Annotated in this window: 20 protein-coding genes; 9 read left to right on the top strand and 11 right to left on the bottom strand. The window is 68.5% G+C overall.

What is annotated here, in order from left to right; translation table 11 throughout:
* Positions 1–834 carry a RibD family protein gene (locus tag BBH56_RS03760; protein WP_148121989.1) on the top strand — a complete coding sequence of 278 codons (834 nt, stop codon included), beginning with the start codon at positions 1–3 and terminating at the stop codon, positions 832–834.
* Here the strand turns inward: BBH56_RS03760 and BBH56_RS03755 are convergent.
* Positions 831–2,225 carry a class II fumarate hydratase gene (locus tag BBH56_RS03755; protein ID WP_148122730.1) on the bottom strand — a complete coding sequence of 465 codons (1,395 nt, stop codon included), beginning with the start codon at positions 2,223–2,225 and terminating at the stop codon, positions 831–833. The genes BBH56_RS03760 and BBH56_RS03755 overlap by 4 nt on opposite strands.
* A gap of 56 nt (positions 2,226–2,281) precedes the next feature.
* Here BBH56_RS03755 and purB point away from each other — a divergent pair, with 56 nt between their 5' ends.
* Complete coding sequence (purB, locus tag BBH56_RS03750; protein WP_148121988.1) at positions 2,282–3,664, top strand: adenylosuccinate lyase; 1,383 nt, start codon at positions 2,282–2,284, stop codon at positions 3,662–3,664.
* On the opposite strand, the gene BBH56_RS03745 is transcribed toward purB, so the two are convergent.
* Genes BBH56_RS03745 through cysM form a run of 4 tightly spaced genes read right to left on the bottom strand, consistent with a single transcriptional unit; the run spans position 3,588 to position 7,249 of the window.
* On the bottom strand, positions 3,588–4,229 hold the full coding sequence (locus BBH56_RS03745) for an NUDIX domain-containing protein (protein WP_148121987.1): 642 nt from the start codon (positions 4,227–4,229) through the stop codon (positions 3,588–3,590). The genes purB and BBH56_RS03745 overlap by 77 nt on opposite strands.
* A gap of 22 nt (positions 4,230–4,251) precedes the next feature.
* The gene (gene rlmD / locus BBH56_RS03740; RefSeq protein WP_148122729.1) at positions 4,252–5,583 is read right to left on the bottom strand and encodes a 23S rRNA (uracil(1939)-C(5))-methyltransferase RlmD; all 1,332 of its coding nucleotides are present in this window, start codon (positions 5,581–5,583) and stop codon (positions 4,252–4,254) included.
* Between the two features lie 5 nt (positions 5,584–5,588).
* Entirely contained in the window at positions 5,589–6,359 is a 771-nt protein-coding gene (locus BBH56_RS03735; protein ID WP_144347424.1) for a 3'-5' exonuclease, read from the bottom strand.
* Positions 6,356–7,249 carry a cysteine synthase CysM gene (gene cysM, locus BBH56_RS03730; RefSeq protein ID WP_110883451.1) on the bottom strand — a complete coding sequence of 298 codons (894 nt, stop codon included), beginning with the start codon at positions 7,247–7,249 and terminating at the stop codon, positions 6,356–6,358. The genes BBH56_RS03735 and cysM overlap by 4 nt, the downstream gene beginning before the upstream one ends.
* 30 nt (positions 7,250–7,279) lie before the next feature.
* Between cysM and tsaA the strand changes: the two genes are divergently transcribed.
* A complete protein-coding gene (gene tsaA / locus BBH56_RS03725; protein ID WP_148121986.1) occupies positions 7,280–7,981 on the top strand; it encodes a tRNA (N6-threonylcarbamoyladenosine(37)-N6)-methyltransferase TrmO in 702 nt (233 codons plus the stop codon).
* On the opposite strand, the gene BBH56_RS03720 is transcribed toward tsaA, so the two are convergent.
* Both BBH56_RS03720 and BBH56_RS03715 read right to left on the bottom strand, forming a co-directional pair.
* A complete protein-coding gene (locus BBH56_RS03720) occupies positions 7,978–9,978 on the bottom strand; it encodes a CocE/NonD family hydrolase (RefSeq protein WP_148121985.1) in 2,001 nt (666 codons plus the stop codon). The genes tsaA and BBH56_RS03720 overlap by 4 nt on opposite strands.
* On the bottom strand, positions 9,975–11,894 hold the full coding sequence (locus BBH56_RS03715) for a mechanosensitive ion channel domain-containing protein (RefSeq protein WP_148121984.1): 1,920 nt from the start codon (positions 11,892–11,894) through the stop codon (positions 9,975–9,977). The genes BBH56_RS03720 and BBH56_RS03715 overlap by 4 nt, the downstream gene beginning before the upstream one ends.
* A 145-nt stretch (positions 11,895–12,039) precedes the next feature.
* On the opposite strand from BBH56_RS03715, the gene BBH56_RS03710 reads away from it, so the two are divergent.
* The 3 genes from BBH56_RS03710 to BBH56_RS03700 all read left to right on the top strand — a co-directional run bounded on the left by BBH56_RS03710 (position 12,040) and on the right by BBH56_RS03700 (position 16,726).
* The gene (locus BBH56_RS03710) at positions 12,040–12,408 is read left to right on the top strand and encodes a phasin family protein (RefSeq protein WP_110883447.1); all 369 of its coding nucleotides are present in this window, start codon (positions 12,040–12,042) and stop codon (positions 12,406–12,408) included.
* Positions 12,409–12,515: 107 nt separating this feature from the next.
* Entirely contained in the window at positions 12,516–13,586 is a 1,071-nt protein-coding gene (locus BBH56_RS03705; protein ID WP_148121983.1) for an efflux RND transporter periplasmic adaptor subunit, read from the top strand.
* Positions 13,583–16,726 (top strand): efflux RND transporter permease subunit, encoded by a 3,144-nt coding sequence (locus BBH56_RS03700; RefSeq protein WP_148121982.1) that lies wholly within the window; start codon positions 13,583–13,585, stop codon positions 16,724–16,726. Before BBH56_RS03705 ends, BBH56_RS03700 begins: the two co-directional genes overlap by 4 nt.
* Here BBH56_RS03700 and BBH56_RS03695 read toward each other — a convergent pair.
* Both BBH56_RS03695 and BBH56_RS03690 read right to left on the bottom strand, forming a co-directional pair.
* Positions 16,675–17,577, bottom strand: coding sequence for an AEC family transporter (locus BBH56_RS03695; RefSeq protein ID WP_148121981.1), 903 nt, complete (start codon positions 17,575–17,577; stop codon positions 16,675–16,677). The two genes, BBH56_RS03700 and BBH56_RS03695, sit on opposite strands and share 52 nt — an antisense overlap.
* A 48-nt stretch (positions 17,578–17,625) precedes the next feature.
* On the bottom strand, positions 17,626–18,093 hold the full coding sequence (locus BBH56_RS03690; RefSeq protein WP_186295090.1) for an FxsA family protein: 468 nt from the start codon (positions 18,091–18,093) through the stop codon (positions 17,626–17,628).
* Positions 18,094–18,171: 78 nt separating this feature from the next.
* On the opposite strand from BBH56_RS03690, the gene BBH56_RS03685 reads away from it, so the two are divergent.
* The 3 genes from BBH56_RS03685 (at position 18,172) to BBH56_RS03675 (ending at position 20,554) form a co-directional block, all read left to right on the top strand.
* Positions 18,172–19,383 (top strand): lytic murein transglycosylase, encoded by a 1,212-nt coding sequence (locus BBH56_RS03685; RefSeq protein ID WP_148121979.1) that lies wholly within the window; start codon positions 18,172–18,174, stop codon positions 19,381–19,383.
* 4 nt (positions 19,384–19,387) lie between these two features.
* Positions 19,388–19,741 (top strand): helix-hairpin-helix domain-containing protein, encoded by a 354-nt coding sequence (locus tag BBH56_RS03680; protein ID WP_157809082.1) that lies wholly within the window; start codon positions 19,388–19,390, stop codon positions 19,739–19,741.
* Between the two features lie 87 nt (positions 19,742–19,828).
* Positions 19,829–20,554 (top strand): DUF3581 family protein, encoded by a 726-nt coding sequence (locus BBH56_RS03675; RefSeq protein ID WP_148121977.1) that lies wholly within the window; start codon positions 19,829–19,831, stop codon positions 20,552–20,554.
* Here the strand turns inward: BBH56_RS03675 and BBH56_RS03670 are convergent.
* Entirely contained in the window at positions 20,520–21,287 is a 768-nt protein-coding gene (locus tag BBH56_RS03670; RefSeq protein ID WP_148121976.1) for an FkbM family methyltransferase, read from the bottom strand. The two genes, BBH56_RS03675 and BBH56_RS03670, sit on opposite strands and share 35 nt — an antisense overlap.
* Positions 21,284–22,549 carry an MgtC/SapB family protein gene (locus tag BBH56_RS03665; RefSeq protein WP_148121975.1) on the bottom strand — a complete coding sequence of 422 codons (1,266 nt, stop codon included), beginning with the start codon at positions 22,547–22,549 and terminating at the stop codon, positions 21,284–21,286. The genes BBH56_RS03670 and BBH56_RS03665 overlap by 4 nt, the downstream gene beginning before the upstream one ends.
* Positions 22,550–22,553 lie beyond the last annotated feature (4 nt).

Below are 22,553 nucleotides of genomic sequence, written 5' to 3'. Positions count from 1 at the left end.
ATGAATGGACCCATCACTGCCTGTTACCCCGACCCCGGCGCGACGCGCCCGCTCACCGGCCTTTATCTGGACCATGCCCTGCCCGACCGCGGTCGTCATGGGCCGTTCATCTACGCCAACTACATCGCAAGCCTGGATGGGCGCATCAGCGTCCCCGCAGACACAGGCGGCCAGGGGGTGCCGGAGAGCATCGCCAATGCCCGGGACTGGCGGCTGTTCCAGGAGCTCGCCGGGCAGGCGGACCTGCTGCTGAGCTCGGGCCGATATCTGCGCGACCTCGAGGCCGGCACCGCCCAGGACAGCCTGCCCATCGGCATCGATGACGCATTCAGCGACATTCGCGCCTGGCGCGTTCGCCACGGGCTGGCTCCGCAGCCGGACGTCGCGGTACTCAGCGCCGGACTCGATTTTGCCGTTCCGAGGCGTCTGCTCGACCAGGGCCGACGGGTGATTGTGATCACCGGCGAATCCGTGCCTGACAGCCGCGTGCAGGCCCATGAGCGGGCTGGCACTGAAGTGATCGTTCTGCCAAATGTCGAGCGCCCGGGCGGCGCCGCGCTGGTCACCGCCCTCCAGGCACTGGCCTATCGGCGCATTTACACCGTGGCCGGCCCATTCGTCCTGCACACCCTGCTGGGGGCGGACGGGCTCGACACGCTTTTCCTGACCACCGTGCATCGGCTGATCGGCGGCCAGCCGTTCGCGAGCCTCTGCGAGGGCGATCTGCTGGCCGAAACCGGCGATTTCCAGTTGGCGTCGATGCATCTCGACGCCCACGGCCCCGGCGGCTGCACGCAGACGTTCAGCCGCTACGACAGGACGCCCGGCCCTTAATCCGCGCCCGGGATGCCCCCGGCGGTCAATGCCCGGGGGTCGAGCAGGCGCTCAAGCTCATCGTCGGAGAGATCCGTCATCTCCCGGGCAAGGTCCATCAGCGGCCGGCCCTCCGCATAGGCGCGCTTGGCGATCTTCGCGCCCAGTTCATAACCAATCTCGGTGTTCAGCGCCGTCACCAGGATGGGGTTGCGGCCGAGCGCCGCTTCAAGCCGCTTGCGATTGACACTGAATCCGGCCACCGCCCGATCCGCCAGCGCGGTGGACGCATTGGCCAGCAGCGAGATGCTCTCGAGCAGATTATGGGCCACCACCGGCAGCATCACATTGAGCTGGAAATTCCCCGACTGGCCGGCAACAGTGATGGTGGTGTCGTTACCGATCACCTGGGCGCAGACCTGTGCGACCGCTTCCGGGATCACCGGATTGACCTTGCCCGGCATGATGCTGCTGCCCGGCTGCAGCGCCGGCAGGGCGATCTCGCCCAGTCCCGCCAGTGGCCCGGAGTTCATCCAGCGCAGGTCGTTGCTGATCTTCATCAGGCTGACGGCCACGGTCTTGAGCTGCCCGGAGAGCTCCACGGCGGCGTCCTGGGTGCTCAGGCCCTCGAACCGGTTGGGCGTGGGGTAAAAGCTGACGCCGCTACGCTCGGTGAGCGCCGCCGCCACCGCATCGGCAAACCCCGGGCGGGCGTTGATGCCCGTGCCCACCGCCGTGCCGCCCTGGGCCAGGGCACGCACCCGTTCCATCGCCGAGCGGATCCGCACCTCACCCTGGCGGATCTGAAACGCCCAGCCGCCGATCGACTGGCCGAGTGTCACCGGCATAGCGTCCATGAGATGGGTGCGGCCGGTGGTGGTCACGTCACTGAGGTCTTCGGCGCGGCGCTCAAGGGTCGCGGCCAGATGATCCAGCGCCGGCAGCAGCTCCTCGGCACAGGCAAGGGTGGCGGCGACGTGAATGGCGGTGGGGATCACGTCATTGCTGCTCTGGCTCATGTTGACGTGATCGTTGGGGTGCACGGGCGAGCCCAGTGACTCGGTGGCGAGGCGTGCGATCACCTCGTTGGCGTTCATGTTGCTGCTGGTCCCGGAACCGGTCTGGAACACATCCACCGGGAACTGGGCGTCGTGTTCGCCCTCGGCAACGCGCTCCGCGGCCTGGGTGATGGCCCCGGCGATGGCCGCATCAAGATCCCCCAGGGACTGGTTGGCCTGCGCGGTCGAGGCCTTGACCCGCCCCAGCGCCTGGATGAACCGCCGCGGCATGGGCAGCCCGCTGATGGCGAAGTTATCGACGGCACGCTGGGTCTGGGCGCCATAAAGGGCCTCGGCGGGCACCTGCAGCTCGCCCATGCTGTCCGATTCGGTCCGAAATCCCTGCTCACTCATCATCGTCTCTCCGGTTCTTGTAAACTATGTGCTCAATTTCAAGCGCGTTGGAGCCCATGGAACTCAGTCAGCTTACCGCCATTTCCCCCATCGACGGTCGCTATGGCCGCAAGACGCAGGCCCTGCGCTCGCTGGTCAGTGAGTATGGGTTGATCCGCCATCGCGTGCTGGTCGAAGTCGAATGGCTCAAGGCGCTCGCCGCCGAGGATGCCATCGCCGAGGTGCCGCCCCTGTCGGACAGCGCGGCGCGGGCGCTGACCCGCATCGCCGCCGATTTCGACGAGGCGGATGCCGAACGGGTCAAGGCCATCGAGGCCACCACCAACCACGACGTCAAGGCCGTAGAGTACTTCATCAAGACCGCCATGGCCGGGCATGCGGAGCTGGCTCCGATCACCGAGTTCGTGCATTTCGCCTGTACATCCGAGGACATCAACAACCTGGCCTACGCGCTCATGCTGCGCCGTGCGCGCAATGATGTATTGCTGCCGGATGCGGATCAAATCATCCAGCGTCTGCGCGCGCTCGCCCACGAGCATGCCGATGTGGCGATGCTGGCCCGCACCCATGGTCAGCCCGCCTCGCCGACCACCCTCGGTAAGGAATTCGCCAACGTCGCCGCCCGCCTCCAGCGCCAGCGCGACCAGCTGGCGGCGGTGCCGATCCTCGGCAAGATCAATGGCGCGGTGGGCAACTTCAACGCCCACCTGAGCGCCTACCCGACGGTGGATTGGCCCAGTTTTTCAAAGCATTACGTCGAAAACCTGGGACTGGACTACAACGCCTACACCACCCAGATCGAACCCCACGACGGCATCGCCGAGCTGTTCGACACACTGGCGCGGTTCAACACCGTGGGCATCGATCTGGTGCGCGATCTGTGGGGCTATATCGCCTTTGGCTATTTCCGCCAGCGCACCGTCGAGGGCGAGATCGGCTCGTCGACCATGCCGCACAAGGTCAACCCCATCGACTTCGAGAACGCCGAGGGCAACTACGGCGTCGCCAACGCCCTGCTCGAGCATCTCGCCCGCAAGCTGCCGGTGTCGCGCTGGCAGCGGGACCTGACCGACTCCACGGTGCTGCGCAACGTCGGCGTGGGGCTTGCCCAGACGGGCGTCGCCAATGCCTCGCTGATCCGTGGCCTGGACAAGATCGCGGTCAACCACGCGCGCATCGCCGCCGATCTGGACGATAACTGGGAGGTCCTCGCCGAGGCGATCCAGACGGTGATGCGGCGCTACGGGATCGACGAGCCCTACGAAAAGCTCAAGGCCCTGACCCGCGGCAAGCGCGTGGACAGCGCCGCCCTACAGGCGTTCGTCGACGAGCTGGCACTGCCTGAGGCCGTGCGCGACGAGCTCAGGGCGTTGACGCCGGCCCGTTATACGGGGCTCGCGGCATCGCTTGCCAGCGATCTCGGACAACCGCGCGATTGAGCGCAAGCCACTGCAGGGCAATGATCGGCATGGCGGCGGTGAGCGCGCCGCTGTCGAGCATGGCAATCGCCTCGTCCGCCGGCACCACATGGACCCGGATGTCCTCGCCCTCGTCGGGATGGCCATGGCCTTCGCGGCGCAGATCGCGGCTGTCCACCGGCGCACAGTAGACCCGGGCCGTCTGGGAACTGCCCCCGGGGCTGACCAGATAGTGGGCGATGGGCATCAGCTCGCCCAGGGCGCAGTCCGCCTCCTCGCGCGTCTCCCGGTGGGCGACATCCTCATCCCGTTCGCCCGGCTCGATGATGCCGGCGATGGTCTCGAGCACCCAAGGGCCGAACCCGGTCTCGAGGGCGCCGACCCGGAACTGCTCGACCAGCACCACCTGATCGAGCCACGGGTCATAGGGCAGGACGGCGACGGCGTTGCCCCGTTCAAGGCGCTCACGCACCAGGAGCTCGCTCTGCCCGCCGGCGAACAGGGCATGGCGCAGGGTGAAGCGGCTCACCTGAAAGAACCCGTCATGGACGGTCTCGCGGGCGATGATTTCGTAGTCTCGGGGCATGACGATGGCTCCAGGACGGGGGTCAGCGGCTGAAAACCGCCATTGCCTCGGCGTGGCCGGTGTGCGGGAACATGTCCATCAGCCCGGCCGCCTCAAGCCGATAGCCATAGCGGTGCACCAGTTCACCGGCATCGCGGGCGAGGGTCGACGGCCCGCAGGACACATAGACGATACGCGACGGGCCGAGCGCGTCCAGGCTGGGCAGCACTTCGAGCGCGCCCGAGCGGGGCGGATCAAGCAGGGCCCGATCAATGCCCTCGCCCAGCCAGTCGGCATCCGGCGGGATGCGGGTCAGGTCGGTGGCGGCGAAGCGCGCATTATCAATGCCATTGAGGGCGGCGTTCTCACGGCCCCGCTCGACCAGCGGCTCATCGCCCTCGACACCGATCACCGCCGCGGCATGCCGGGCGATGGGCAGGGTGAAGTTGCCCAACCCGCAGAACAGATCCAGCACCCGACTGTCCGGCTCGAGGGCGAGCTGCTCGATGGCCTGCGGGACCATCTGTCGGTTGATCGCGGCGTTGATCTGCGTGAAGTCGGTGGGCGCAAAGGCGAACCGCAAATCGAATTCCGGCAGCCGGTATTCAAGCCGTGACTGATCATGCCCCAGCGGCGCCACGGTGGACTCATTGCCGGGCTGCTCAAAGATCAGCACATCGTGGGCGTTGCCAAACGCGATCAGCGCTTCGCGGTCCGCCGGGGTCAGGGCGCGCAGGTTGCGGAACACCAGCCCCACCGCCTCATCACCGGCGGCCACTTCGATCTGGGCGATACGATCGGGCATGCTCAGTGCCCGGATCAGCTGCGCCAGTGCGGGGATCAGGGGGCCGACCCGCGCATCCAGTACATGGCAGGATTCAATGTCGGCGACAAACGGGCTGAAGCGCTCCCGAAACCCCACCAGCACCCGGTCGCCCTTGCGCGGCACATACTTCACCCCCAGCCGGGCCCGCCGTCGATAGCCGGCAGTGGGTCCGGTGAGCGGTGGCAGCCAGCGCGCCGGCGACACCCGACCGGTGTGCTCGAGCAGCTCAGCGAGGGTGGATTCCTTATGCCGGACTTGGGCGGCGGGGTCCATATGCTGCAGGCTGCAGCCGCCGCAGACGCCGAAGAACTCGCACGGCGGGGTCACGCGATCGGCCGCCGGCGTGCCGACCACCGAGACGGCCTGACCTTCCTGCTGGCGGCGGCGCTGACGGCGGATATCAGCCGTGACCCGCTCGCCGGGCAGTGCGCCCTGGATGAACGCGGTCCGACCGTCGTTGACACCGATGCCGCGCCCCTCGTGGCTGATGCGATCGATATCCAGCTCGACCGGGGTCTGGGGCAAGCGTCGGCCGCGTCGTCCTCCCATGCCGGTCAGCCCGTCCACGCGTTGAGAAACTGCTCGAGATGGGGCTTGTCGGCCTCGGTGAGCGCCTCGCGGACACGGGCACACTCCCGATCGTAGTCGGTGGCGTCGAGCTCACCGCGCAGGCGCCGGAACCGCAGCCAGAGCAGGTAGGTGTTCAGCACATCGTGCTCGCAGTAATCCCGCACGGCGGCGAAGTGGCCGGCATCGATCTGGTGGCGCACATCCGCGCCGCTCATCCCGAGTTTGCCGGGCAGCCCGCAGAGCGTGGCGACCTGATCCAATGGCGCCACCGCCCGCCCGGAGTAGCCGGCCAGCACATCCATCAGATCGGTGTGCCGGTCGTGAAAGCGGTTGTGGTAGTTGTTGAAGCGAAAGTCGCGGTCGGTGGCCCCCGTCTCCCAGTAGCGCGGCGCGCTCAGGCCGTGCATCAGCGCCCGGTAGTGCAGGACCGGCAGATCGAACCCGCTGCCATTCCAGCTGATCAGACGCGGCACGTAGCGCTCGATCCCATCGAAGAACCGGTCGATCAGGCGCGCCTCGTCATCGCCGCCCTCGCCCAGCGAGAACACGGTGAACCGGTCACCGATCAGCGCCGCCACCGAGATCACCACCACACGGTGCAGCGGCAGGCGCAGAAAATCCGAACCGGTCTCTTCGCGGCGCATGGCGAGCAGCGCCTCAGCGGCATCGTGGTCATCCAGCCCGTCCAGGCCATGCAGGCGACGGCCACCGGCCACATCGGGCACGGTCTCGATATCAAAGGCGAAGACGTTCATTGATCGGGGAACACGCCGCTCGACAGATAGCGGTCACCGCGATCGCAGACGATGCTCACGATGGTCGCGTTCTCGACCTCTTGCGCGATCTGCAGCGCGGCCCACAGGGTGCCGCCGCTGGAAATCCCCGCGAAGATGCCCTCCTCGGCGGCCAGGCGGCGGGTCATCGTCTCGGCCTCGTCCTGCGCCACTTCGACCACCCGATCGACGCGGTGTGACTCGAAGATCGCCGGCAGATACGCCTCGGGCCATTTGCGGATGCCGGGGATGCTCGCCCCCTCGCGGGGCTGAGCGCCGACGATCTGTACCCCGGGGTTCTGCTCCTTGAGATACCGCGATACCCCCATGGTCGTCCCCGTCGTGCCCATGGAGGCCACGAAATGGGTCACCGCGCCGCCGGTGTCACGCCACACCTCGGGGCCGGTGCCATTGTAGTGAGCGCCCCAGTTATCGGGGTTGGAGAACTGATCAAGGACCCGGCCCTTGCCCTCGGCCTGCATGCGCAGCGCCACGTCGCGGGCGCCCTCCATGCCCTCGGCCTGGGTGACCAGCACCAGTTCGGCCCCGTAGGCACGCATCGAGGCGCGCCGCTCGACGGTCATGTTCTCGGGCATGATCAGCACCATGCGATAGCCCTTGACCGCCGCCGCCATGGCCAGCGCGATGCCGGTGTTGCCGCTGGTGGCCTCGATCAGGGTATCGCCGGGGCGGATCTCGCCCCGCCGCTCAGCCTGGGTGATCATGTTCATGGCCGGCCGGTCCTTGACCGAGCCGGCCGGGTTATTGCCCTCGAGCTTGAGCAGCACCGTGTTCGAACCGGTATCCGCAAGCCGCTGGAGGCGCACCAGCGGGGTGTTACCGACGCATTGATCAACGCTTGGATATGTCATGCCCGGATTGTAACGCAGTATCCTTGCCGCATGGATATCCACCCCATCGCCTATCTGCGCAGTGATTTCGAGGGCCGCTTCGGCACGCCGCGTCAGCCCGGTCTGGTCCCCGCCGCGCGCGCCGAGCTGCGCCTCGAGCCGCCTTACAACGACGCCAGCGCGCTGCGCGGCCTCGAGACCTGCTCGCACTGCTGGCTGGTGTTCGGCTTCCATGCCATCAGCCCGGGACCCTGGCGACCGACGGTCCGCCCTCCCCGGCTGGGCGGCAATCAACGCCTTGGGGTGTTCGCGACGCGCTCGCCGTTCCGGCCCAACGGGCTGGGTCTGTCGCTGGCGCGCATCGAGGCATTGCTGAGCCCACCCGGTCGGGGGCTCGCCCTGCGGGGCTGTGACCTGATGGACGGCACCCCGATTTTCGATATCAAGCCCTACCTGCCCGCCATCGAGTCACTGCCCGACGCCCGGCCACCGGCGGGCCTGGGTGAGACGGGCCCTGGGTTGGTGGTGGAGTGGCAGGCCGAGGCACGGGCGGCGCTGGCGAACGCCCCGGCGCACCTCGGTGCGCTGATCGAGCAGACTCTGGCGGCGGATCCGCGACCGGCCTACCACCAGCAGCGCGGGCGCAGCCGCTATGGCATGCGCCTGTCAGGCCATGAAGTGCGCTGGACGGTCACCGACGCCGGCGCGCGGGTGATCGCCGTCACGCCGCTTGAGGACAGCGGGCGCGATTAGCCGTCGCGACGCGGAATCCGCCGCTGCCAGTTGCGCGAGAACACCCGGCGGTCCGACTCCCAGGCATCCAGCTCGGCGCTCAGATAAAAGGCCTCGGCGTCGGCCTCGAGCCGGGTCCGGGTCCGCGTGGCGACCTGCCAGTCACCGCGGCCGAGCTGAAAGTCGGCCACCACCTCGCCACTGACCCGGGCCGGATCGCCTTCCACCTGGTGATAGACCTCGCGGGTCGCGTCACCCAGGGTCAGATCGACGTCCTCCAGCGTGCGCGTGCCATTGTCCTGGATCACCTCGAGGCTCGCCGCGTTGCCGCCCAGTTCGTGATGCACCCGCCAGGCCTGCGTGGGAGCGACCCGCTGGACGGCGCGCAGGGGGGCATAGTCGGGCGCCGCTGGGAACACCGGCGAATGGTCCGGGCCGGTCGGCGCCCGCACCGGCAGCTCGAGGCCCGTCGCGGCGGGATCGATCGAGAGCGGGCCGGCCTCGGGCTCGGGCCAGATGAGCGGCCAGTAGGCCGTCGACAGCGCCATCTGCAGCCGATGACCGACGGCGAACCGGTGGCCGAGGTGGTTCAGCGGCACACTCACGTCATAGTCACTGCCCGCCACCAGGTCCTGCGGCCGATCGTGGCCCTCGCGGTGACGCAGGTTGAGCACCCCATAGCTCACCCGGGTGGTTGCGCCATCCGGCGCCGTGTCACAGAGCCGCACGATGATCTGGCCGCATGGCTGTTCGGCGCGCAGGCGGATCCGCAGCCGGGGCGCGCCCAGCAGCTCCAGTGGCGCCTCCAGGGGCTCGGTCTCAAACACCAGCCCGCCGCTCATCTCCTTGCGCTGATCATCGGGTAGGTCCGGTCCATCGGCGTAGCTGCACCATTTGCCCGCGAACAGCCCCAGTCCCAGCGGCGAGTCAAGGCGCAGGCGCCCGGCGCTGTCGTTGGCGGGCGTCTGCGCCAGCGACCCGTCGCCGTGGGGGTGGAGCGTGCGGACCTGCACCGCGGGCGTCGGCCAGTGCGCCTCGGCCACCCAGCGCCCGGGGCGCTCGCCATAGGCCGTCGCCGGCGGGTCGGCATCCTGGATCCAGGCGCGCAGCCGCGGCGCCTCATCGACGCCGTTGCGCTCGCCTTTCAGCCAGCGATCCCACCAGTCCGTGACCAGCGATTGAAACCCGATCGCCGGGCCGGGCTCGCCGAGGTGCGGATAGCGATGACTCCAGGGGCCGACGATGCCCTGACACGGCACTTCGAGATTGGCCAGCAGACGGAACACGGCATTCGTATAACCATCCGCCCAGCCACTCACCGCCAGCACCGGGCAGCGGATCGCCGCATAGTCTTCGCACACCGAGCCATGCCGCCAGTAATCATCGCGCTGCGGGTGTTCGAGCCACTCCATCAGCCAGGGCGCATTGGCCTCGAGCCGTTGCTGCCAGATTGAGCGCCAGCCCTGGCCCCTCAGCTGAGGATCCGGCGGCAGGCTGTTGAACGCGAACATCACCGATGACCAGGACAGATTGTCACTCAGCAGGCACCCGCCCATGGTGTGAATGTCATCGGCGTAGCGGTCATCGGTGGCGCAGACGCTCACCACGGCCTTGAGGGCGGGCGGCTGCATGGCGGCGATCTGCAGGCCGTTGAACCCTCCCCAGGAGATGCCGATCATCCCCACCCCGCCGTCACACCAGGGTTGGGCGGCGAGCCACTCGATGAGCGCGTAGCCGTCCTCGAGCTCACGGGCCAGATACTCGTTTTCGAGCACGCCACCGGACTCGCCACTGCCACGGATGTCCACCCGCACGCTGGCATAGCCCCGTTCGGCCAGCCAGCGATGCAGCGTCTCATCACGCGGGCGGGTGTGATCGCGCTTGCGGTAGGGGATGGTCTCGAGGACCGCCGGTACGGGTTGCGCATCGGCGCTCAGCGGCCGCCAGATCCGGGCCGAGAGCGTGACCCCGTCACTCATCGGGATGAGCACATCTTCGTCGATACGGATGTCGGTCATTGCTCGCCCGCCCCGAAGTAGACCGTGCGGTGCGGATAGGGGATCTCGATGCCGGCGGCGTCGAACTGCTCTTTCACACACCGGTTGTAGGCCCGGCCCACGGCATACTGCATGCCCGCGGTGGTGCGGATGCGCACGCGGATCAGCACGGCGCTGTCCGCCAGCGCGCTGACTCCGTCGACCTCCAGCGGGCCGGTCACCTCGGCGCCGATCTCCGGCATTGCCTGGAGCCGGGCGTAGGCGCTGTGCAGCGCATCGATGGCATCGCCGACGCTCTCACGATAGGCCATCCCGTACTCACCGAGGTGATAGCCGAAGTCGCGGGTGTAGTTGGAGACGGTATCCACCGAGGAAAACGGCACTACATGCAGGACGCCTGAGAGGTCGCGCAACCCGAGCGAGCGGATGCTCAGCCGCTCCACCGTGCCGCTGATCCCCGCGGCGGTCACGAAGTCGTCCTGATGGATCGCGTCCTCGAGCTGGATGAACACGCCGGTGATGATGTCCTGGACGAGCTTCTGCGCGCCAAACCCGATGGCCAGACCGATGACACCGGCGCCGGCGAGCAGTGGGCCGATATCAATACCGACCTCTGAGAGCGCGACCATCCCCGCGAGCACCAGAATGGCAATGGCCACGGCATTGCGGAACAGCGCCAGCAGCGTCTTCTCGCGGGCACCCGGCTCGCCGGTCCCGGTATCGGGATTGAGCCGATCCTCGATCCAGCTGGCCGCGATCAGCCAGCCACTGACCGCAAGAATGCCAATGGCAAGCAGGGCGACGATGGAGTGGATCAGCGTCTGACCGCCGGGCGTGCCCAGCCAGTCACCGACCTCGACGACCCCCCAGATATCCAGCAGTGATCCCACCAGCGCGGCCACCAGAAGCCAGTGGATGACACCCACAAACCGCGGCACCCAGGCATCGATCCGCCCGGCGAGCATGGGCAGGCGCGCCCGCAGGCGCTGGGGCAGGTAGCGCCCGACCCGGCGCAGGCTCGCGAGTGACGTGCCGATGAAGCCGGCCGCCAGAATGATCAGCAGGCTCAGCCCACTGGCCTGGCTGACAAAGATCAGCGCGCTGGCGGGCCCGGTGACGATCAGCACGGCATAGGCGGTGACGAAAGCGCCGGCGAGCCCATGCCAGATGCCGGCCAACGGCCCCAGCACCGGGCCATAGAAACTGCCCGGGTGATGGGCGGCGCGACCCAGCATCCACTGCTGCACCGGCCGGCGGGCCGCCCGGATCACCTTGAGCACGCCCAGCAGGACGATCACGGTGATGATGGCCTGCGCCAGCCCGGCCAGCGCCGGGGCGACGCTGGCGAGCGTCGGTGTCACCCAGAGCAGGCCATAGATGGCGACCTGAACCAGGCGCGAGAGCTGTGCCTCCCAGCGCCGGGCCGCGGCATCGGCGACCGGCAGTAGACGCGCCGCGCTGGCCCGGGGTTCAAGAAAGGCATTCACCACCAGGCGCAGCGACTCGGCGATCACGAACGCCAGCACAAACCGCCCGGCAACGGCGGATGCCTCGGGGCCGGTGGCGATGCCCAGGACGATGGCGGCATAGCCGACGGCGGCCACCAGCGCTACTTTGATGCCATGCAGGCCGATCACCAGCGCGATCACCACCAGGCGCCGCAGCGGGCCCAGCCCCGGAGCGGCCCGCTGTTGCCAGTCCGCCAGCCGCTCAATCAGCGCCCCGCCACGATCGCGAATCAGGCGCCTGACCACCAGCATCAGAACAACGAGCAGCGCGATGCGGCCCGCCGCGATGGCGTTCTCCGGCGTCGCCGCCGCGACCATCGCGGCGGGCATCGCGGACAGCTCCGCGGCAAGCTGTACGGCCCACGCCGTCACCGCCTCCCGCGCCCCCGCGATCCAGTCCAGCAGCCCGAAACGGTTGACACTCAGCATTGATAGTTCCTTTGATGGCAATGCGCGCACGATAACAAACGTCGTTGCGAAAATTTTTGTTGCAATGCACCAAAGGCATTGCTATATTGCACTGCAACAAGGCCAGAATGCCTTGGATTGAAACGGCAACCAGAGGAACGACACCATGGCGAACGACAACTTTGACAAGATGAACGACCAGGCCGAGAAGCTTTTCATGGGCCCGACCCGTGACTACGCCAAGCTGGCCATGGACTATGCCGAGAAGATGATCGACGCGCAGATGGAAGCGGCGAAGACCTACACCGACATCGGTATGCAGCAGGCCCGCGCGGCCCTCGAGGTCAAGGACACCGAGGCGCTCAAGACCTATGCTGAAGAGCAGCAGAAGGTCGCCCGTGAGATGACCGAGCGCGCCAAAAATGATGCCGAGAAGGTGGCCGCGATGAATCAGGACTTCGTCAACGAAGCCCGCAAGCTCGTCGAGACCAACGTCAAGTCGGCGTCCGAGGCGGCCACCAAGTCGACCAAGTAAGGTCGATCGCCGTCGCAACGGATCAAAAGGCCGTCGGTGCGGAACCGGCGGCCTTTTTCTGTGTCGACGTGCCAGCAATAGCGCGTAAGACACGATACCCTCATTGAATGAACGCAATCCCCCGGATTTTCGGCCGACTGACTGTCTGCCTCATGATGCTACCCGCCGTGGCGTGGGCCCAGTCCGATGCGGCACCGGTGCGCCTGAGCGCGGTCGAGGCCGGCCAGCAGCGTGACCGCATCGAGGCGGTGGGCGAGGCGCGCGCCGCCCGCTCGGTGACGCTCTACCCTGAGAGCACCGGCATCGTGACCCGCCTCAACGTCGCCGCCGGTGAGCGGGTGGAAGCCGGTGAGACACTGGTCGAGCTCGAGTCCGCTCAGGCACGGAACGCGCTTGAGCGCGCGAGCGCCGAGCTGCGGGATGCCCGCAACCGCCTCGAGCGTTACGAATCCGGCAAGGGCGCGGGCACCTTCTCGCCGACCACCCTGGAAAACGTCCGCCGCGAGGTCGAGATCGCCCGCCTGACCCGCGAACAGGCGCAACTCGACCTGGCTGACCGCTCCCGTCAGGCGCCCTTTGCGGGGCATCTTGGCCTGACCGATCTGGAGGTGGGCCAGCGCGTCGATCCCGACACGCCCATCACCACGCTGGATGACCGCCAGACCCTGCGGGTGCGCTTCCGGCTCGCGGGCCACTACCACGGCCAGCTGGCCGTCGGCGACCGCATCACCCTGACCGCCTGGGCCCGGCCCGAGAGCCCGGTCAGCGCAACCATCCAGGCCATCGACAGCCGCATCGACCGCGATACCGGCACATTCCAGCTCGAGGCGCGACTGGATAACCGCGATGACCGCTTTCGACCGGGCATGCGCTTTCGCATCACCCGCGAGCTAGCCGGCCCGCGCCACGCCTCAATCCCGGCCACCGCCCTGCAGTGGGGGGATAACGGCGCCTACGTCTGGCGCGTCGAGGCGGGCACCGCCGAGCGCGTGAACGTGACGCTGGTCGCGCGCCAGGCCGATCAGGTACTGGTGGACGGCCCACTCGAGATCGGCGATGACGTCGTCAGCGAGGGTGCTCAGCGGATGCGCCCGGGCATCGAGGTGCGGATCATCGACCCCGCCACGCTTGATGATTATCCGCGCATCGACGCGGTCCGGGACGCCCCGGCGCAATGAGGGAATCGCCCCGCGGCCTGCCCGCCCTCGGCATCCGTCGCCCGGTGCTGGTGGCGGTAATCAACCTGATTATCGCGATTGCCGGCATCGCCGCACTGCTGGGCGTTGAGGTGCGCGAACTGCCGGATGTCGACCGCCCGCGCATCACCGTCAGCGCCCAGTACCCGGGGGCCGCGCCCGAGACCATGGACGCCGAGGTGACCCGTGAGATCGAGGGGGCCGTCGCCCGCGTCTCGGGTGTGCGCCGGATCAGCGCCTCCAGCGAGGAGAGCAGCACCCGGGTGGTGGTCGAGTTCAGCGCCGACGCCGATCTCGACAGTGCCGCCGCGGACATCCGCGAGGCCGTGAGTCGCATTGAGCGCAATCTGCCCGACAACGTCGAGCAGGTGAACGTCATTAAAGCCGATCAGGACGCCAGTCCCGTCGTGCGGGTCGCCGCGCGGGGGGACGGTCTGAGCCTCGACGCCCTCACCCGCCGGGTCGAAAACGACATCATCCCGGCGCTGATCTCGCTCCCGGGCGTGGCCGATGTGCGCCTCTACGGCGATCGCCAGCGGCAGCTGCGCGTGGCGGTGGATCCGCTGCGCCTCACCGCCCATGGCCTGACCATCGAGTCGCTGCGAACGCGCCTCGAGCAGGCCGACCTGGACATTCCCGCCGGCAGTTTCCGGGCCTCTGAGCTGGAGCTGCGGGTGCGCGCCAATGCCGTGCTCGAGACGCCGGAACGGGTCGCCGCCCTTACCCTCGCCCCGGGGCTTCGACTGGGCGATGTGGCCAACGTGTTCTTCTCGCCGGCCGACGCGCGCAGCCAGGTGCAGCTCAATGGCGAGCCGATCCTCGGGCTTGGCATCGTGCGCCAGGCCCAGTCCAATACCCTCGAGATCAGTGCCGCCGCGGACGCGGCGATCGCCGAGCTCAACCGTCGATTCGACGCGGTCGAGGTGGTCAAGACCTCGGATGACGCCGTATTCATCCGCGGGGCCATCACCGAGGTGCTCATCACGCTGGCCGCGGCCACACTGATCGTCATCGCCACGATCTGGCTTTTCATCGGCTCGCCGCGCGCCACGCTCATCCCGGCCATCACCATCCCACTGGCGCTCACCGGGACGGTCGCCGCGATCTGGCTGCTGGGCTTTTCCATCAACCTGCTCACCCTCCTGGCGCTGGTGCTGGCGACGGGGCTGGTGGTGGACGACGCCATCGTCGTGCTCGAAAACATCCAGCGCCGCCAGCGCATGGGCCTCGGCGCCGGCGCGGCCGCCCTGCTGGGCACCCATCAGGTCTTTTTTGCGGTCATCGCCACCACCGCCGTGCTGGTGGCGGTGTTTGTGCCCATCTCGCTGCTGCCGAGCACCGCCGGGCGCCTGTTCAGGGAATTCGGTGTGGTGCTGGCGGTGGCGGTCACCCTGTCATCGTTCATCGCCCTGTCACTGGTCCCGGCCCTCGCCGCGCGATTCCTGCGCCCGGACGATGGCAGCGCCGGGGCATCGGGCGGGGGCGCGGGCACCCGCCGCCTGCGCCGCCTGGGCCGCAGCATCGCTGACTTCTATGCCGCCAGTCTGGGCCGTGCCCTCGCCCACCCGTGGCTCATGGGAGCGGTGGCGCTGCTGGTGCTGGGACTGGCGATCCAGCAGTTCACCCGCATCGATCAGACCCTGCTGCCCGAAGAGGACCGCGGACTGATCTATGTGGTGGGCAATGGCCCCGACGGCGCCGGGCTCAAATACAGTCAGGACCAGGCCTGGCGCATGCAGGAGCGCCTGCAGCCGCTGCTCGAGCGCGGCGAGGTAACCCGGCTTTTCACCATTGCCGGGCGCTGGGACCCCAACCGCATCCTCATCGTCGCCCCGTTGGCGCCCTGGTCGGCGCGTGAACGCAGCGAACAGGTCATCGCCGCCGACGCCCGGGCCGCACTGGCCGATCTGCCCGGCGTCAATATCCGCGTCGGCAGCCCCAACAGCCTCGGCCTGCGCGGGGTCGGCAGCGGGCTCGAGGTCTCGCTGCTCGGCAGTGATTACGAGCGCCTCTACGCCGCGGCGCAGGCGTTCAGCCGCGCGGTCGAGGACGACGTGGACGGCCTGGGCCAGGGGCGCATCGATTACTCGCCCACCCAGCCGCAGGTGCGGGTGGACATCAACCGCGAGCGCGCCGAGTCCCTGAACGTGCCCGTTGAAGACCTTGCGGCCACGCTGGAGGCGATGATCAACGGCCTTGAGATCACCGACCTCAACATCGACGACCGCGCCATCCCGCTGCGCCTTGAATCCACCAGCGGCCGCGTCAACGAACCCGCCGATCTCGGCAATCTGCGCATCCGCTCCGAGGACGGTCACTTCGTCGCCCTGTCATCGCTCGTGAGCCTGCGCGAGGAAGGCGTTGCCGCCGAGCTCGACCGGGAGGCGCAACGGCGCGCGGTGAGTATCGATCTGGCCGTGGAGGATGGCTATCCGCTGCAGGCGGCGGTGTCCGACCTGCGCGCGCTGGCCGACGAGACGCTGCCGCCGGGCATCGGGCTGATCACCCGGGGCGAGGCCGAAACCCTCGAGGAAACCCGTCAGGAAGTCATGATCACCTACGCGCTGGCGCTGCTGATCGTGCTGCTGGTGCTGGCCGCGCAGTTCGAGAGCCTGATGAGCGCGCTGGTGGTAATGCTGACCGTCCCCTTCGGTCTCGCCGCCGCCGTGTTCGCGCTGGTGCTGAGCGGCACCTCCATCAACGTCTACTCGCAGATCGGATTGATCCTGCTGATCGGGCTGATGGCCAAAAACGGCATCCTGCTGGTGGAGTTCGCCAACCAGCTGCGGGATGAGGGCCATGGCCTGCGCGCCGCGGCACTGGAGAGCGCCCGTGTGCGCCTGCGGCCCGTGTCCATGACGATCCTCGCCACGGTGCTTGGCGGATTGCCGCTGATCCTGAGCACCGGCGCCGGCGCCGAGTCACGCGCGGCCATCGGCTGGGTGGTGTTCGGAGGGCTGGGGCTGGCGGCGCTGTTCACGCTCTACTTCACCCCGGCGCTCTATGTGCTGCTGGCCCGCTTCGCCCGCTCACGCGCCGCCGCCGAGGCCGCGCTCGAGCGCGAACTTGATCAGCCGGTGAGCGAGAGCACCAGCGCCATCGATGGTAGCGCCAGGGGATAGCTGATCACGATGGCGCCCGCCATCAGAGCGTCATCACCGTCCATTTCGCGGACCAGGACATAGGCGGCGGAAGCGGTCGGACAGGCGAGAAAAATCAGCGCGAGGCGCGTTTCCCCGGCATCCAGCCCCACCCCGAGCGCCAGCGCGGCACCGATCAGCGGGGTGATCGCGGTTTTCAGCAGCGCCGCCCCCAGCGCCCAGCGGCGATGCCCGACCAGCCGGGTGGCATGCAGCCCGCCGCCGATGCCGATCAACGCCAGCGGCAGGGCCATCTGCCCGATCGCCGACAGGGTGCGATCCACCGATACCGGCAGGGGCCAACCACTGATCGCGATCGCCATCCCGACGCCGGTCCCGATGAGGATGGGATTGCCCAGCAGGCGTCGCATCAGGCGGGCCGTGGCCGCCCCCAACCCTGCGCCCGCGCGGGGCTGCATGATGACGACCGCGACCACGTTGTAGACGATCACCAGCGGCGCGAACGCGATCAGCGCGGCGGATTCCACCGCCGCCGGGGCCTGGCTGCCGGCAAATGCGTAGATCACCACCGGCAGCCCGATGAACGTGAGATTGCCGCGGTAGGCGGCCTGCACGAAGGTGGCGAGGGACCCCGCCGGCAGCCGCCCGGCGCGCCCGATCAGCGCGCCGATCAGTACCACCGCGGCGGTCGTGCCGATCAACACCAGCAGCAGACTGCCGACCCGGTCATAGGCCGGCGTGGCCGCGCCGATCCGGCTCGCCAGCAGGGCCGGCAGGCCGACCCAGTAGGTCAGGCGGTTGAGTTCAGCGAGGGTTGGCGCGGATAGGAACCCGGTCCGGGTCAGCAGCCAGCCAAGGCCGATGACCACCACAACGGGGGCAAGGATCTGGGCGACGGCAACCAGGACGGACCTCGGCGGTCAGCGCCGCGGATCGTCGTCGCGGCGCTCGTACTCGCCTTCGATGATGTGGCGATCATCCGATCCGCCCGCCGACCCCGATCCCGACCCGGGTGGCGGTCCGGCCGGCCCGACGCGGACCGCCATGCGCGCCAGTGCCAGGCGCACCAGCCAGCGACGCGTCGGCGGAATCAGGCACAGAAAGCCGATCACGTCGGTCACCAGACCGGGGGTGAGGAGCAGCGCGCCACCGATGATCAGCGCCGCGCCCTCGAGAAGCTCCACCGCCGGCAGCGACCCCCGATCGAGGTTGTTACGCGCCCGGGCGAGTGTCTGCAGCCCCTGCTGGCGCAGCAGCGCCGCGCCCATCATCGCGGTCAGCAGACACAGGCCGATGGTTGGCAGTGCGCCGATCCAGCTGCCGACCTCGATCAGCAGAAACAGCTCGGCCAGGGGAATGGTCACGAAAAGGACAAGAACTGTGGGCACGGTCGCTCCAGACTGGGATTCCTTAGATGCAGAGGGTAACATTCCCGTTAATCGCGGTCAGATCGGGGGACAACACCGATGAACCGACTCATTCCGGGGCTCCTTGCCATCGCCCTGCTGCCGGCGCCTGCCATGGGCGCCATCCCGCCGGACGATTTCGCCGCCTGCCTGGATGGCATCCGCGATACGGCGCGGGCCCGGGATATCGCCCCTACCACCATTGATACGCTGCTGGACGGACTCACGCCCAGCGAACGGGTCATTGAGCTGGACCGACGCCAGCCCGAATTCACCACGACGCTGCATGACTACCTGAACGCCCGTGTCGATCGCGGCCGCATTCAGCGCGGCCGGCGACTGCTGCGCGAGCATGCCGATCTGCTGGCCCGTATCGAGGCCGAATACGGGGTCCCCGCCCGCTATCTGGTGGCCTTCTGGGGACTGGAGAGCAACTTCGGCCGCACCACCGGATCGATGTCCACCGTGCGCTCGCTGGCCACACTCGCCTGCGACCGACGCCGTGGCGAGTTCTTTGAATCGCAGCTGATTTTCGCCCTGCAGCTGGTCGATGACCGGACCGTCAGCGCTGATCAGCTGCGTGGCTCATGGGCCGGCGCCCTGGGTAACTTCCAGTTCCTGCCCAGTGTCTATCGCGACCATGCCGTTGATGCCGACGGCGACGGACGGATCGATCTGTGGGACAGCCTGCCGGATGCCGCCGAGTCCGCCGCCAACTTCCTGCGTGCCCGCGGCTGGGAGCCCGAGCACCGCTGGGGGCGGGAAGTCCGCCTGCCCGAGGGATTCGACTACCGGCTGGCCGAAACCGAGCAGTCGGTCGCCGACTGGGCGCGGGCCGGCCTGCGCCGGGCCAATGGCGGGGCGCTGCCAGCAGCCGATCTCGAAGCCCGGCTGATCGTACCGGCGGGGGCCGAGGGCCCGGCGTTCCTCGTCTACCGCAATTTCGACGTGATCATGCGCTGGAACCCGTCGCGGGCCTACGCCCTGTCGGTGGGCCTCCTCGCTGATCGGCTGGTGGGCGCGCCGCCGCTGGCCAACCCGCCACCGGACCGCCCGGCCCTGCCGGTTGACACCATCGAGGCCGTGCAGACAGCGTTGCGGACACGCGGCTTTGACGTGGGGCCCGTGGACGGCCGAATGGGGCCACAGACCCGTCAGGCCATACGATCGTTTCAGGGCCAGCAGGCCATGACCCGCGACGGTCATCCCGACCGTGGCCTGCTGCGCGCACTCGGCATAGAGCAATCGGAGGACTCGGACCATGTGGAATAACCTGATGCGCCGTTGGCTGGAAATGGCCACCTGGTGGCTGCCCCGCGAGGAAAACGACACGACCCACGCCCCCCGTCAGGAGACGGAGCCCGCCGACTCCCGGGCAGAGGCACCGGCGCCCGCCGAGGCACCGGCACCTGCCGAGGCCCCGGTGGCCGACACCCCGGCCAGCAATGACCTGACCGAGATCCGCGGCATTGGCCCGGCCATGCAGCGGCGTCTCACCGGGCTCGGCATCCACAGCCGCGCTGATCTGGCGGCCGCCGACCCAGAGACGCTGACCGAGCGGCTCAAGGCCGACCGGGCGGTGGTCTCGCAGGCGCAGGTGGCGGCCTGGATCGATTCGGCGGGGCACTGACCCGGCGCGGCGCGGCTCGCCTCCGCCCCGGCGGAGGCGGTAGACTGGTTGGCTTGGGATGGGTGACAAAAGGAATCGCGCAGTACCATGCCTGCGAGCACCGCGCCGGCCGCCGACTGGCTGGACGACTTCTACAACGCCGACAGCGACCAGCTGTGGGTGACCGCCGATCAAGGTAGCCGCTTCGCCAAGGAGATCGCCGGCGATCACAACCCCCTGCACGACGCGGAATCGTCACGGTTCTGTGTGCCGGGGGATCTGCTGTTCGCGCTGATCGTCCGGCGCTATGGGCTGGCGCGCCACTTTGCCCTGTCCTTCCGCGGCATGCTGCGCGCCGGCACAAGGCTGAGCTTTCCATCGCAGCCGGCACAGGCGTTCACCATCGCCGATGAAAACGACCGCGACACCGTCGAAGTCCAGTATGACCGGCCGGTAACCACTGACCCTGCCGCGCTGCTGGTCCTGATCGAGGCCTATGTCGCCTCATCCGGGGAAACCTTCCCGGACCGGCTCGGCCCCCTGCTGGCGGAAGCCGGTGTCATGTTCAACCCCCAGCGCCCGTTTCTGGTCTATGACGGCATGGCACTCGATATCCAGCGCGCCCCGGGCACGGATGTCCGCGTGACGCCGGCGGATGCCTCACTGGCGGTCAACGGCAAGCGCGCCGACGTGCAGTTCGACTACCGAATCGCTGACGGCGATGGCGCGCTGGGCGAGGCCTCGAAGCGCATGGTGGTCAGTAGCCTGCGCCCCTACGATGCCGAGGCGATGACGGCGGTCATCGCTGCCTACCACGCGCGTCGGGCCCGGTAAGTCGCGCATAGACATCGCCGGACCCGGCGGTCTGCGCCGGGCCGCCCAGCCACTCGACAAGGCCCTGCGCCGTCTGCCAGGCGGTGAACTGCAGGCGACGCTGTTCACCGACCGTGACGTTGTAGCGGTAATCTCCCAGCGCCTCGAGGCGGTCCACGCAGGCGCGGGCCCGCGCCAGGCTGCCTGCTACATACTCAAAAGAGAGCGCCGGCAGGGGCTGCTGCAAGCCATCAAGGACGGCCTCCTCGGCGCCTTCCACATCGATCTTGCAGAACCCGGGGACGCCATGGCGGGCGATCAGCGTCTCGAGGGTGATCATCGGCACGGTCACCGTCCGCTCCCAGGCGACATGGGCGAATGAGGCATTCCGCTGGCCGATCTCCGCGCGCCACTGGGCATTGACGCTGGCAAGCGTTGGATGGCGATCGCTCAGCGCCAGCGTCGCCTCGCCGGTGCGATCCCCCACCGCCTCGCCGCTTACCTGCGCCCGGGGATAGCGTCGCAGCCGCCAGGCGAGCAGCGGCCGCAGGGCCGGCTGCGGCTCGAGCGCCACCACCGGCGCACCCAGCGCGGCGAACGCCAGGCTGCGATCGCCCAGATGCGCTCCGATATCAAAGACCGGGCGATCCGGATCAATCAACGGGGCATAGAACCGCCGCAAGCCCGGCTGACGCCAGGGCGCGGCATAGATCAGCAGCGAGCGCGACAGCCCGATCACACGGCGTGGATTCATAGCCAGAATGTACTCCCCGTCCACAGGGCACCGGCGACAATCACCGCGCCCAGCCCCATGCTCACCAGTGCCCCCATGCGACCCCGGGCAATGGCCAGCGCCAGGCCGAGCTTGACCAGTGTATTCGCCAGGGCGGCCATCACCACCCCGCGTTCGGCCACGGTGGTGTCGAGCCCATCCCCCACCATGCCCGAAAGCGACAGGGTGATCGCATCGACATCGGTCAGCCCCGAGACCAGCGACAGCGCGTAGACACCGGCATCACCGGCATAGCGGCGCAGTGCTTCGCCCGCCACCATCACCGCCGCGAGCAGCAGCGCGAAGCGCAGGGCGGTGGCAAGCTCGAAGGGCCGTTGCATGGGCGGCTGCGAGGCGCCTCTGCCGCCATCCCGGGAGCGCCAGGCGAGCACCGCGGTCGCGAGCGCCCCGACGCCGGTCATCAGCGCCACCGGCGTGATCAGCCCGGCGAGCATGGCCGGCTGGATGGCGCTCACCAGCACCAGCATGCGCGGGAACATGGTGGTGCTCGCCATGACCACCGCCGCGGCGAACAGCGGCTGATAGGCCCGCTGGCTGCGCCCGGCGCGGGACAGGGTCAGGGTGAGTGCCGTCGACGAGGCCAGTCCCGCGAACAGCCCGGTCAGGAGGATGCCCCGGCGTGGCCCAGTCACCCGTACCGCAAAATGCCCGACAAAACCGATGGCACTGATCAGGACCACCATGGTCCAGAGCGTGCGCGGATTGAGCGCCTGCCAGGGCCCGTAGCCCTGGTCCGGCAGTAACGGCAGGATCACCGCGGTGATCAGCGCGAACTGCAGGATGGCACGCATTTCAACGCCGTCCACCCGGCGCAGCAGCGCATGCAGACGGGGTTTGAAGCCGAGCACCGTGGCCGTGATCACCCCACCGGCGGTGGCGAGCAGTGGCGTCGCGGCGGTGGTCATCACCCCCAGCAGAAAGGTCACCAGCGCGGCGATTTCTGTGGTGATGCCGCGATCCGCTTCGTCCTGCGAGCGGCGTCGATAGCCGATCACCAGCAGCGTTGCCAGTGCCGCCAACGCCACGCCCACCAGCAGACGCCCAGTCTGCTCGGCGAGCACCCCGGCCAGTCCGCCGGCGAAGGCGATCAGGATGAACGTGCGCAGCCCCGCCACGCGGCCGCCCTCAGCCACCTCGCGTCGCTGCCAGCCACGCTCGAGCCCGATCACCGCCCCGATGGCCAGTGCCGCGGCCAGCGACAGCCAATGCCCGCTGTCTGTCATTGCG

It is taken from the genome of Spiribacter roseus, from assembly GCF_002813635.1.
GTDB classification, from domain to species: domain Bacteria; phylum Pseudomonadota; class Gammaproteobacteria; order Nitrococcales; family Nitrococcaceae; genus Spiribacter; species Spiribacter roseus.
The sequence above is the reverse complement of the archived record's forward strand: the minus strand, read 5'-3'. Positions and strand labels throughout refer to the sequence as shown.

Bases quoted from the DNA above. Each gene is read 5' to 3' on its own strand.
- BBH56_RS03760 (WP_148121989.1), top strand. From the start codon at position 1: ATGAATGGACCCATCACTGCCTGTTACCCCGACCCCGGCGCGACGCGC.
- BBH56_RS03755 (WP_148122730.1), bottom strand. From the start codon at position 2,225: ATGAGTGAGCAGGGATTTCGGACCGAATCGGACAGCATGGGCGAGCTG.
- purB (WP_148121988.1), top strand. From the start codon at position 2,282: ATGGAACTCAGTCAGCTTACCGCCATTTCCCCCATCGACGGTCGCTAT.
- BBH56_RS03745 (WP_148121987.1), bottom strand. From the start codon at position 4,229: ATGCCCCGAGACTACGAAATCATCGCCCGCGAGACCGTCCATGACGGG.
- rlmD (WP_148122729.1), bottom strand. From the start codon at position 5,583: ATGGGAGGACGACGCGGCCGACGCTTGCCCCAGACCCCGGTCGAGCTG.
- BBH56_RS03735 (WP_144347424.1), bottom strand. From the start codon at position 6,359: ATGAACGTCTTCGCCTTTGATATCGAGACCGTGCCCGATGTGGCCGGT.
- cysM (WP_110883451.1), bottom strand. From the start codon at position 7,249: ATGACATATCCAAGCGTTGATCAATGCGTCGGTAACACCCCGCTGGTG.
- tsaA (WP_148121986.1), top strand. From the start codon at position 7,280: ATGGATATCCACCCCATCGCCTATCTGCGCAGTGATTTCGAGGGCCGC.
- BBH56_RS03720 (WP_148121985.1), bottom strand. From the start codon at position 9,978: ATGACCGACATCCGTATCGACGAAGATGTGCTCATCCCGATGAGTGAC.
- BBH56_RS03715 (WP_148121984.1), bottom strand. From the start codon at position 11,894: ATGCTGAGTGTCAACCGTTTCGGGCTGCTGGACTGGATCGCGGGGGCG.
- BBH56_RS03710 (WP_110883447.1), top strand. From the start codon at position 12,040: ATGGCGAACGACAACTTTGACAAGATGAACGACCAGGCCGAGAAGCTT.
- BBH56_RS03705 (WP_148121983.1), top strand. From the start codon at position 12,516: ATGAACGCAATCCCCCGGATTTTCGGCCGACTGACTGTCTGCCTCATG.
- BBH56_RS03700 (WP_148121982.1), top strand. From the start codon at position 13,583: ATGAGGGAATCGCCCCGCGGCCTGCCCGCCCTCGGCATCCGTCGCCCG.
- BBH56_RS03685 (WP_148121979.1), top strand. From the start codon at position 18,172: ATGAACCGACTCATTCCGGGGCTCCTTGCCATCGCCCTGCTGCCGGCG.
- BBH56_RS03680 (WP_157809082.1), top strand. From the start codon at position 19,388: ATGCGCCGTTGGCTGGAAATGGCCACCTGGTGGCTGCCCCGCGAGGAA.
- BBH56_RS03675 (WP_148121977.1), top strand. From the start codon at position 19,829: ATGCCTGCGAGCACCGCGCCGGCCGCCGACTGGCTGGACGACTTCTAC.
- BBH56_RS03670 (WP_148121976.1), bottom strand. From the start codon at position 21,287: ATGAATCCACGCCGTGTGATCGGGCTGTCGCGCTCGCTGCTGATCTAT.
- BBH56_RS03665 (WP_148121975.1), bottom strand. From the start codon at position 22,549: ATGACAGACAGCGGGCATTGGCTGTCGCTGGCCGCGGCACTGGCCATC.